Raw genomic sequence first — 11,196 nt, forward strand, 5'->3', positions numbered from 1 at the left:
AGTGATTTTTTACTTCTTTTTTGTCCATCTCAAGTGTCACCAATTCTTCGGGATGGGAGGTAGTAAAGTTAGTTACAGTAGAATTGCTGGGGATTTTCTTTTGACCATTAGTTAGGATGACAGGAAAACTTATCCAAACCAAATAACCGAACTCCATGTACCATCCGCTTTGGGTCATTTTTAGGTGAAAGCCTTGACCATTTGGCATCGGCAAGGATTCTGCCAATGCTTGGCCGGGGAAAACAACCTGTCCAACCTGAATTTTTCCGGTACTTTCCATTAGTCCTGACAATCGACTGAAAGTACCATCTTGATGGTATATTTCGATAAAGCTTTCTAGGTTAGGATTGTCAGGATCTTCCAAAATTTTTTCCGAATCCATCTTTATTTCTGTGATAATCCCCTTTCTTGGAGCGCAAATAGCAGAAGCCTTTTCAAAATAAAATTCAACTCCCTCATAGACCTTTGAAATACCAACTTCATAATTGCTAGATTTTTTACCTGTAAATGGCATAAAGCTGACTTTTTTCCCCTCTTCTACCGGAATCAGATAATGGTAACTAGGTACCTCATTTGGTAGATAACTTCCTTTGAAGATTTTGCTGTTGTAATTGAACGAAGTACTTCCATTTAAATATGGAGACTTTAACTTGACCAAGTTTGTTTTGCCGGGATTTGCCACAGCATAAATAACGTTTCCGTCCGGAGATTCAAGGTTTCCAAGTTTGTCAAATTCGAGCCTAATTGTATAGGGGATTACATCTTTGTTAATCGCCATCAAAGCAACATTCTTTTCTGTGTTTGTTTCAGCCACGATTTCGACTTGGGCATGGATATTTAGGCTCCATAAGACAAAAAGTAAGGTTGCCAAATATTTCATTTTAGGATTTTTTTGAAACTTAAGGATTATTTTTAAAGGATAAAATAACTAGGGAAAGAGAAAGGACGCCAAAAAGGCTTTCTTGGTTTTAATTGTCATTAAATAGAAGAAGTCAGTATATGTATTTTTGTTCTTTTAATCTTCCTGTAAGTTTGGAAAGGCCCCAAAATAAACTGATTAAAAAAAAGCATAAAAAAAGCCTCTTTTGAGGCTATGTGGGAGTTGAGGGATTCGAACCCCCGACCCTTCCGATTATAAATCGGAATGCTCTGAACCAGCTGAGCTATTTTTGATTGATCAATTCGATGATTTTTTTTCTGCTCTTCATTGATTTTATTTGTCGTTCTCTGGCATAAGCTGATTTTTTATCCTCAAACTCTTCCTTGTATACCAAGATCCAATCCGGAGAATTGCCTGTAAATCCTTTATGAATGGAGTTGTGTTTTCGCAATCTTTCATCCATTACATCGCATGTATGTCCGACGTAATATTTGTCAAGGTTTTTTGAATAGAGGATATAAAAACTGCAGGGCATAAAAAAAGCCTCTCTTGAGGCTATGTGGGAGTTGAGGGATTCGAACCCCCGACCCTTCCGATTATAAATCGGAATGCTCTGAACCAGCTGAGCTATTTTTGATTGATCAATTCGATGATTTTTTTTCTGCTCTTCATTGATTTTATTTGTCGTTCTCTGGCATAAGCTGATTTTTTATCCTCAAACTCTTCCTTGTATACCAAGATCCAATCCGGAGAATTGCCTGTAAATCCTTTATGAATGGAGTTGTGTTTTCGCAATCTTTCATCCATTACATCGCATGTATGTCCGACGTAATATTTGTCAAGGTTTTTTGAATAGAGGATATAAAAACTGCAGGGCATAAAAAAAGCCTCTCTTGAGGCTATGTGGGAGTTGAGGGATTCGAACCCCCGACCCTCTGCTTGTAAGGCAGATGCTCTGAACCAGCTGAGCTAAACTCCCATTATCAAATCCACTCTCTTTCAGAACGGAGTGCAAATGTAAACTTTAAATTATATGTTGGCAAAAAATGCCCTTAATTTTTTGAATTACTTAAGTAAAGTCCTGATTTTGAATACCTAATTTTTTTAATCCAGATTAATCATAAATCCTGCCTTAAACCATCTTCCCGGCATCTGCACAAATCCCGCTTCCACATAATCGGCATCGGTGATGTTGGAAGCTTCCAGAAAAACCCCGAATTTCTTCAGTCTGTTGTAATCCAATCTCGCATCCAATAGGAAATATGGTTCTAAAGCCATCCTTTCGATATACCTTCCTTTGATGGTGAGTTCGGCACGCTTCACAAATTCTGCCTGAATACCTCCGATCACTTGATGTCTAAGCGAATTCAGGGAATAACGCGATTCGACACCGGCTTCTTGGTTCAGGTCGGCATTGATATAATTGTAGCTGAGAATCAGTTCTTTTATTTTGGCATTTTCTCCACCCACATTAGCAAGGTATTGGATGGATGTCTCGATGCCGTTGAACCTCACTTGGGAGATATTTTGCGGGGTCCATTTATTGGGATTGGGTTGGGTTTCGCTAGGTTCCCTGTTCCAGTCGATGAGGTTTTCGGTATATCTGTGAAAAAACACCAACTCGGTCCGCAACCTGCTTTTGTTGTATTTCCATCCGATTTCAAAGTTCTCTGCTTCCTCCGGCAATAAGTTTGGATTGCTTTGGTTGCTAGGATCCTCATAATACAATTCGGTGAAAGAGGGGATTCGGAAACTTACCCCATAATTGGAATAAAGCCTGGAATAGGCATTGACCTGATAGCCGATTTCCGCTCCAGGAAAATGCTTCCATTTGTATTCGTTGTAGTAATTGGAATAAAGTCCCGCCCGGAAGTCAAACTTATCGGCGAATTCAATTCTGTGTTCTGCAAAGATCCCCGCAAAAGTCCGGCTTCTGTTGCCAAGGTTGGTGCTTTCGATTTTCTCTTCCCTGCCTTCAATCCCAAATCCTGTGGTTCCGATTTTGGAAGTATAGGTGCCATTCAGTTCCAAAGCCAAAACATCCGAAGTGTGGAGGTTGGTATAGAAAGCAGGTTCATTTCTCTTTAATCTAAACTCATCATCATTTCTTCTCCAATATCCCCTTGTCTGAAAATATAGTTTGTCAAATCTGTAAGTATGGCTCAGGGCAGCAAGGAAAGTCTGAACACTTTCCCATTGATCGGGAAAAGAATTGGTATAAAAGCCATTTGCCCCAAAATCTCTGTCTGAGTATCCGGCCATGGCGCGGATTTCATTTCGGTCATTAATGTCAAATCCTGATTCATAAAAGAGGTTAGTCACTTTAAAATCTGAATTGTACCAATGTCCGTCTGAAGCATCATGGGAAGCGGAGATGGTTTGTCGGTATTTTCCGACAGGAAGAGAAGAAACGATACTTCCCCCACGCATTCCAAAATCCCCACCAAAGCCCTGGATATTCAGGCTTTTTTTATCTGACAATGTCGTGATGACATTGACTGCACCTGCAAAAGCATTTTGTCCAAAAATCCTCGAGCCGGGCCCTTTCAGCACTTCTACTCTTTGGATGGCTTGAAGGGGAACAGGAATATTGACCATGTGGTGACCTGTCTGCGGATCGGTGAGTTTGATGCCGTTGATCAGCATCAGGGTCTGCTCAAAATTCCCTCCCCGGATCCCGATATCTGCCTGCACGCCACTGACTCCCCGCTGCCTCACGTCGACTCCAGGTGTAAAAGAAAGTACCTCTTGTAAACTTCTCGCAGGAGTGGTCTCTATGGCTTTTCTGTTGATGACAGTGATGTTTCTGGAAACTTTACTGAATGGGATTTCCATCCTGTTTTCCATGATGGTCACTTCGCCCAAATCCACCGTAGTGGTGTCCTGAAAAGCTTTGGCATAAGTGACTGAAAGCAACAAACCTAAAATCGTAAATCTAATCCGCATGAATAGCTGTGGTTTTTGAAGAGGCAAAGTACCTAGGATTTATTTCGATTTCCAAATTATCTTATTTGGCAGATTGTTTGGTTTTTTTGAATTTGGAAGGTCCAAAATGAATTTTTTCTTCTCATCCTATTCTGTATTTTAGCCGAAATTTTAAATAGTTGAAATAAATGAAAAGTATCAGAGTCGTAAAAATTTTTGTTTTGTTCTTCGCATTGGTTTTTGGACAGGACATTCATGCCCAAGGTGTCAAAGACAACAGAGATGGGGCCTTCACCGAATTTGGGTATAGACAAGGCACAGCCTATCGGACTGCCTCCGGCAAACCCGGTCCGATGTACTGGCAAAACGGTGCCGATTATCTGATAGACGTGGCTTTGGACGAAACCAACCATATCCTGAAAGGAAAAATCACCATCACCTACAAAAACAACAGTCCTGAGAACCTGGATTTTGTTTGGCTATACTTAGAGCAAAACAGGTTTACGGCAGACTCTAGAGGACAACTGACCACTCCTGTACAAGGCAACCGCTACAATGGTGATGTGGATGGCGGCTATAAAATCGAAAACCTCAAAGCCCAAGTCGTCGGAAAAAACAGACCTGTTTCGGAGAAACACCTGATCAGCGACACGAGGATGCAGGTATTTTTTGCAGAGCCCATTCCTGCCAATGGTGGCAAGGCAACCATATCCATGGACTTCGAATACAAAATACCTGAAAAAGGAATGGACCGCATGGGCCGCCTCAAGGTCAAAGACGGTACGATCTACGCCATGGCGCAGTGGTATCCCAAAGTCGCTGTTTTCGATGATGTGACAGGTTGGAATACTGACCCATACCTTGGTGCCGGCGAGTTTTATTTGGGATATGGGGATTTTGAATACAAGGTCACTGTACCTTTTGACCACATAGTAGTAGCTTCAGGTGAATTGCTCAATCCTACCCAAGTGCTTACCAAAGAGCAGCAAAACAGAATGAAGAAAGCTGCTGAAAGTGATGAAAGAGTTTACTTGATCAGTCCTGAGGAAGTGACAGATTATGCCAATCACCGCCCAAAACAGGAAGGAACCATGACTTGGCATTTCAAAATCAACAACGCAAGAGATGTGGCATTTTCTAGCTCCAAAGCATTTATATGGGATGCCGCAAGGATCAATTTGCCAAGTGGAAAGGAAGCTATGGCGCAGTCTGTCTATCCAAAGGAAAGTGACGGGCAGGAAGCCTGGGGTAGGTCTACCGAATATGGCAAAGCTTCTATTGAGCATTATTCCAAAAAGTGGTATGAATATCCCTATCCCGTAGCCGTCAATGTGGCTGCAGAAATCAACGGAATGGAATATCCCGGAGTCAACTTCTGTAGCTGGAGATCCAAAGGGGCAAGTCTTTGGGGCGTGACTGACCATGAGTTTGGACACAACTGGTTTCCGATGGTAGTCGGCACCAATGAAAGAAGACATGCCTGGATGGATGAGGGGTTCAATACTTTCATCAATTATTACAGTTATTTGGAATTTAACAACGGAGAATATACCAACTCTCTGATCCAAACCAGAAGGTACCTTGGTTGGCTGACCAACAAAGACCGCGAACCGATCGCCACGCATGCTGACAGGACCCAATCGAATAACCTCGGAATGGTCGCTTATATGAAACCTGCTTTGGGTCTGATCATGCTTAGGGAATATATCCTCGGTGCGGAGCGGTTTGACAATGCCTTCAGGTCTTATATCAAGACATGGGCTTACAAGCATCCCCAGCCTACAGACTTCTTCAACCACATGGAAAATGTATCAGGTGAAAACCTGGACTGGTTTTGGAAAGGGTGGTTTTACAGCAATGCCAATATAGACCTTGCCATCAACAGCGTGCAGCCATATGGCGCCAATTATCTGGTGTCTTTGTCCAATTTAGGAGAAATGCCGATGCCTGTGCTTTTGGAAATCACCTACGATGACGGTCAAAAGGAGAGGAGGATGCTTCCTGTAGAAATTTGGTTCAAAGGCAACCAATGGACGCACCTGCTCAAAGTAGATAAAAAAGTGATTGGTGTCGAAATTGATCCTGATAAAGTAATCACAGATATCAATGTAGCCAATGACAAATGGCCGAGTGGGGTGTATAAGGATTAAAAATCGAAAAGCCGGATCAATAGATTCGGCTTTTTGATTTTTGGATAAATAAAAGGGAAATCTCAAAAACTAAAATGTTGATTCTATTTTTCTTATTTTAAAATCATTATTCAAATAAAATAAAAGTTACATTTTTTAAGCAATATGGAGTGAAGATTCTTTGAGTTTATCTCCAATATCATTTAATGCTTTTGAAATTATATTGAGTTCTTGTCCGGAAAATCTAGCCTCTTTCCCGTTAACAATATTGCCGTTTAGTCTTTGGTAAAACCACTGTGGTGATTTTCCGAAATACGTTTTAGCTAAATAGGAGACAGAGACAATTGGAAGGATGGTTTCCAATTTTTCTTTAATTCGGAGTTCTTCCGCTTGATTAACTGTCTCTTTTGCTGATTCCAACAACGCATTTGAAAATGCTTCAGGATTTTCCAAAGCTAAATTTTCCATTTCTTTGTCAATTTCAGCAAGTTCGCTTTTGGAAGCGGTTCGAAACCTCATTTTGAGGTCCTTCAATTTTTCTTTTACAGATAAAGTCATGTTGTGTTTTTTTTGGAAATCATGTTTCTTTCAATAATTCAATCAAATCTTCAATAATCTTATCGAAGTTTTTTCTAGAGTCAGGGGAAATTTTTTTGTAATACCTCAGATAAAAAAGAAGGTCTTTTTCAAGTTCTCGGCGCTTCTTATTTATCTTCATTGACATTGGTTAGGGTAGTAAAAATAATAACAAATTTGTTATTTTTGAAAAACTTTTTATTTTTTGTTCCAATTTATTTCATCCCATTAATCCAATCCTTGATCAATTCCAAACCTTCCTGATGAACAGTGACCCTGCCGATTTCGGGCATGGCGGCACCCACCTGATTGGTGGACATGCGGTAAGTCAGGATGGATTGGTCTGCCTGTCCGGGTACGATGTCGTATTTGAAAGTACCCGCACCGAAGCCTGCTGCAACAGGGGTTTTGTTGATACCAAGTTTCAATGGATCTGTTTCCTCATAAGTCAAAAACAAACCTGAAGTGCTTGCAGGGCCATCTGCCCGGTGGCAATGTCCGCAGTTGATGTCGAGATAAGCTTTTGCGCGGAGTTCTATCGAGTGGGAAGTTTGGTTATAATCAATCATGGAAGAATAAGCATCCAAATCTTTCAAATCAGTCAGATAACCCGTTTCCATCCATTTTATAAGTTGGTTTTTATTCCCTTCCGCAAATTTGATTTCATGGTTGAGGTGCTTGGCTTTGACACCGATGGGGACAAGTTGCTCCTTTTCATTGTGGCAGCTTTTGCATTGGTTTTTGTTGGGAACGATGTAATTGATGACCTGCTCTTTTCCCGCAAGGTCTATCCATTTGACTTCTCTTTCAGCTCCGACGACTTTGTATTCTGCATCGCTTTGGTCATCTTTCCAAACGTAGGGGAAAGCTTCCCAAACCCCGCTGCGTTTGACCATAAGGCGTGTTTCTATGATTCTTTTTTCCGCATCAGGTTTTCTGAAATCGGCAGGATAGTAGAAATTTTTGATGATGACCGTATTGTCAGGGAAATTCATGCTGCCTTCGTCATCTTCCCTGATGCTAGCAGCAGTACCTTCCGGCATCCAGATAAACCTTGACTTGTGTGCGTAATCGGTAAACAGGGAAGAAGCAGGTTGGTAAAGCAATACCCCATTATCCGGTTCAAGGGATCTCAGTTTACCTTTGAAAAAACCATATTCTGAAAGGTTTTTGAAAGGGAGTTGGCCAAAATCTATCTTTGAGGTTTCGATCTCGGGAGCCTCAGCTTCAGAGTAGATGGGTTCGGTTTGGGTGCTTTCTGTTTGTTTTTTTTCACAGGAAAAAAGAAACACCGAAATCAAGCCGATTGCAATCAACCTCCACCAATTAGACATTTTCATACATTTATAATTTTGCAATGGCACTTACATCGGTTTTGATTTCTGACTTACAATTGAAGGGTGCATAATCTTTGGAGGACTTGATGTTTTCCTCCCCTTCCCAAAGGTCAAAAAGCGTGAAATGCAACTTTTCCATCTCATTTTCCTGGATGCATATTTTCATGGGATTGGTATTGATGTTGTCTGAAATATCTTTATCCCAAAATCCGTCATAGATGATGTCTTGCGTTCTGGCGAAGCCTGTGGCATTGTACACCGATATCAATTTACCAAACTCTTTGGAGAAATCCGGCAAAGCCAAGGTCCTCTTATAGTCATTGTCATGGACGAAAATATTGGAGCTAAATGGAGACCAATTGGGAGCATCCATAGGAAATCCTGTGACATGATAATTGGCGATGGCGATGCCGACAGTTTTGTTTTCATGGATGTTATTGCCATAGATTTCTACATCTTTTGCGGCCAACATGACGATTCCCGAACCTGGAGGAATCATCGTGACAGTATTTCCGTTGGGGTCTTCGCTTAGCGCAGTAGCGAAGTTTTTATGATTATTGTGTGTGACTTCGTTGTTATAGATTTTCGTTCCCCGGCCATCTGACTTTGGAAGACCCGGAAGGTTGAATACCAAAATGCCTCCTGAATTGTCTCTGACTGTATTGTCAAAAACTTCCGCATTGTCGGAGTTTTCGATTTCTATTCCTGCCACATTACCGAAGGCAAGGGAATTTCGGACAATAATGTTCTCGGATTGCCCTACATAAATTCCGGCATCTTTGGAATGAGAAGCAATGCATTCGTCGATCAGGACGTTTTTACATTGTACAGGGTAAATGGCATAGGTGCCGTTTTTGGATTTGTCTCCATTGGTCCAGGTGACATTGACTTTCCGGAAAGTAATGCCATCACAGTGCTGGGATTTGATCCCATCTCCCGGCGCATCCTCCACGCTGAGGTCTTGGATGGTGATGTTGTTTCCTACCAATTTTACACCTTCTCCTCCTGCTTTGAGATCGCGGAAGGACAGTACTGTTTCGGTCAGGCCTGCTCCTTTGATGGTGATGTGGTTTTTATTGTCTAGGATAAGTTGGGTTTTTAAGGCAAAAAATCCTGCCGGAATCTCGATTACCGAACTGTCTTCTGCGAGCACAAACTGCTCGATGACTTTCTCGATTTCTTCTTGTGTGGCCTTTCTTAATTTGGAGGAATCAAAGGTTTGCTCGGTCGTACTGCTACTGCAGGATGAAATCAGAAAGATCGAATAAAAGAGACCTAGGATAGGGAGGATTCGGCGCGGGATTTTCATGGGTAAATGGGTTAGGGTTGGCTGAGTTGGACCTCCGGTTTCGTGGAAGATAGGAGGCCTGTTTTCTGACAATTACAGAATCAAAATTACAGTTTTATCAGCGGAAAGTCTATTGATAAAAATCAATAAATCAGATGTTTCCACGAATCCTGCTCAAAGTCTCCAAACTCATATCTAGGTAGGAAGCTACTTGTCCCACAGATGCTTTCTGAATGATATATGGTTTGGTTTCGATCAGTTCAAGGTAGCGCTCTTTGGCGGTTTTGAATTTTGAAAAAATAAGGTGTTCTTCCAAAGCCACATAATATTGCTCCAAAATCAACCGATACAAATGCTCCAAATGGCTGTCTTTTTCAAATAATTCCAAGAGGTCTTGATGACTGATCTGGTAAAGTTCACAAGGTTCAAGCGCCTCTATGGTTTCATAGGAAGGTTTTTGGGAAATGAAACTTGCCATAGAGGCGATGAACTCTTCCTGTCTGCTGAAGCTGATGGTGATGTCTTTTTTATCCTTGAAATAAAAGCTTCTAACAAAACCTTTCTTTATGAATGAAAGCCTGTCGCATACCTCTCCTTCCCTCACTAAAGCTTCACCTTTCGGGATGGTTTTTTCTTCAAGTTTTTCGACAAACCTCTCCAATGATTCTTGGGGAATGTTCGAAAATTTTTGAAGGGTATTGATAATTGTATCCACTTTTAAATTGTTTGGTTTTCTAATGGAAGTTATGGACTCAAGTTAATCTCAGAAGAACCTAATTTATTGAATTTCAATTTTCTTGCAAAAACGGAGGGCCTGTTTTTATTTGGGGCTTTTTACCCTGTTGGGGTTTTCTTCCAAGAATGACTTCCAACCTGCAGTCCTGCCCCTTGTCTGCAATCTTCCATCATGGAAATGATGGCAGAGTGCTACAGCCAAGGCATCCGTGGCATCTAGAAGCTTTGGGATTTCTTCTATTTTGAGCAGTGTTTTGAGCATTTCGGCGACTTGGATTTTGGAAGCATTTCCGTTTCCGGTGACGGACTGCTTGACTTTTTTTGGGGAATATTCGGTAATGGGAATGTCCCTTGCCAAAGCAGCTGCCATTGCGACGCCCTGCGCGCGTCCTAGCTTGAGCATGGATTGGACGTTTTCACCATAAAAAGGAGCTTCCAGTGCCACCGTATCAGGATGAAACTCATCGATAATACCTGTCACCCTTTCGAAGATTTTTTTCAGCTTCAGTTCATGTCCCACATACTTTTTGAGATGGATTACACCAAATTGCAGCACACTGTATTTATTGCCTTCCACAAGCAACAATCCATAACCCATCACATTGGTACCTGGATCAATCCCAAGAATTATTTTTTCCTTTGCGACTTTTTTGTCTTCTTTACTCATTACCGCAAGTTAAAGCAATTCATGCTAACATTTTACCTTTTGTTTGGGATAGTTTATGGGCTTTTGTTGGTTTTGATGGACAAAACCTGGAGTCAAAAACCCATTGAATTCCCAAAAAACGGAGAGTCTGAGCTAGTTACTATTCTAGTTCCTTACCGGAATGAAGAACCCAATATTCCTGTTCTTTTCGATCAAATCATTGGTCTTTACCATAGACCTCTTCAAGTTGTATGGATCAATGACCACAGTGATGATGGTGGAAAAAAGGTACTTGAAGCACTCATACATTCTCATGAGGAAGAGCACTTAGATTTCGTTTTGGCGGACAGTGAGGGGAAAGGAAAGAAAGCTGCCTTAAAAACCGGAATAGATAATGCATTTGGAACCATTATAATGACAACTGATGCAGACTGCTATTTGCCGAAAGACTGGGTGGAGGTGATGCTTAAGCCTTTTGCTGATGATAGGACCAAGATGGTAGGCGGTCCGGTTTTGACGAAGGGGAGCAATGGTTTTTTTCAGAATTTCCAACAGATTGAATGGGCCAGTATTTTATTGGTGACGCAAGCGGGGTTTTACCTCAAATCTCCCATCATGTGCAGTGCAGCCAATATGGCTTACAGGAAATCCGCGTTTTTAGAGGTCGATGGCTATCAGGG

Annotated in this window: 11 protein-coding genes and 3 tRNA genes; 2 read left to right on the plus strand and 12 right to left on the minus strand. The window is 41.5% G+C overall.

Going from position 1 to position 11,196, the window contains the following annotated elements:
* The 7 genes from ACZFYI_RS08750 to ACZFYI_RS08780 all read right to left on the minus strand — a co-directional run.
* Positions 1 to 880, minus strand: an 880-nt coding sequence (locus tag ACZFYI_RS08750; RefSeq protein WP_462523744.1) for a M23 family metallopeptidase, incomplete at its 3' end; no start/stop codon positions are given.
* A 223-nt stretch (positions 881 to 1,103) separates the two neighbouring features.
* Positions 1,104 to 1,165: transfer RNA gene (locus ACZFYI_RS08755), tRNA-Ile, on the minus strand.
* Entirely contained in the window at positions 1,164 to 1,415 is a 252-nt protein-coding gene (locus tag ACZFYI_RS08760) for a GIY-YIG nuclease family protein (RefSeq protein ID WP_462523745.1), read from the minus strand. Before ACZFYI_RS08760 ends, ACZFYI_RS08755 begins: the two co-directional genes overlap by 2 nt.
* 32 nt (positions 1,416 to 1,447) lie before the next feature.
* Positions 1,448 to 1,509: transfer RNA gene (locus ACZFYI_RS08765), tRNA-Ile, on the minus strand.
* Positions 1,508 to 1,759: a GIY-YIG nuclease family protein gene (locus ACZFYI_RS08770; protein WP_462523745.1), complete on the minus strand. Its 252-nt coding sequence runs from the start codon at positions 1,757 to 1,759 to the stop codon at positions 1,508 to 1,510. Before ACZFYI_RS08770 ends, ACZFYI_RS08765 begins: the two co-directional genes overlap by 2 nt.
* Positions 1,760 to 1,784: 25 nt before the next feature.
* Positions 1,785 to 1,859: transfer RNA gene (locus tag ACZFYI_RS08775), tRNA-Val, on the minus strand.
* A 125-nt stretch (positions 1,860 to 1,984) separates the two neighbouring features.
* Complete coding sequence (locus ACZFYI_RS08780; RefSeq protein ID WP_462523746.1) at positions 1,985 to 3,826, minus strand: TonB-dependent receptor plug domain-containing protein; 1,842 nt, start codon at positions 3,824 to 3,826, stop codon at positions 1,985 to 1,987.
* Positions 3,827 to 3,993: 167 nt separating this feature from the next.
* Between ACZFYI_RS08780 and ACZFYI_RS08785 the strand changes: the two genes are divergently transcribed.
* A complete protein-coding gene (locus ACZFYI_RS08785) occupies positions 3,994 to 5,955 on the plus strand; it encodes a M1 family metallopeptidase (RefSeq protein ID WP_462523747.1) in 1,962 nt (653 codons plus the stop codon).
* Between the two features lie 135 nt (positions 5,956 to 6,090).
* Here ACZFYI_RS08785 and ACZFYI_RS08790 read toward each other — a convergent pair whose 3' ends face one another.
* From ACZFYI_RS08790 to ruvC, 5 genes are all read right to left on the minus strand, one after another.
* On the minus strand, positions 6,091 to 6,402 hold the full coding sequence (locus tag ACZFYI_RS08790) for a DUF5053 domain-containing protein (RefSeq protein WP_462523748.1): 312 nt from the start codon (positions 6,400 to 6,402) through the stop codon (positions 6,091 to 6,093).
* A 323-nt stretch (positions 6,403 to 6,725) separates the two neighbouring features.
* Positions 6,726 to 7,850 (minus strand): SO2930 family diheme c-type cytochrome, encoded by a 1,125-nt coding sequence (locus tag ACZFYI_RS08795; RefSeq protein ID WP_462523749.1) that lies wholly within the window; start codon positions 7,848 to 7,850, stop codon positions 6,726 to 6,728.
* Between the two features lie 4 nt (positions 7,851 to 7,854).
* Positions 7,855 to 9,156, minus strand: coding sequence for a parallel beta-helix domain-containing protein (locus ACZFYI_RS08800; protein WP_462523750.1), 1,302 nt, complete (start codon positions 9,154 to 9,156; stop codon positions 7,855 to 7,857).
* A 130-nt stretch (positions 9,157 to 9,286) separates the two neighbouring features.
* Complete coding sequence (locus tag ACZFYI_RS08805) at positions 9,287 to 9,850, minus strand: Crp/Fnr family transcriptional regulator (protein WP_462523751.1); 564 nt, start codon at positions 9,848 to 9,850, stop codon at positions 9,287 to 9,289.
* Positions 9,851 to 9,955: 105 nt separating this feature from the next.
* Positions 9,956 to 10,537 (minus strand): crossover junction endodeoxyribonuclease RuvC, encoded by a 582-nt coding sequence (gene ruvC / locus ACZFYI_RS08810; RefSeq protein WP_462523752.1) that lies wholly within the window; start codon positions 10,535 to 10,537, stop codon positions 9,956 to 9,958.
* A gap of 21 nt (positions 10,538 to 10,558) precedes the next feature.
* On the opposite strand from ruvC, the gene ACZFYI_RS08815 reads away from it, so the two are divergent.
* On the plus strand, positions 10,559 to 11,196 hold a 638-nt coding region (locus ACZFYI_RS08815), incomplete at its 3' end, for a glycosyltransferase (RefSeq protein ID WP_462523753.1).

The organism is Aquiflexum sp. (assembly GCF_977115555.1).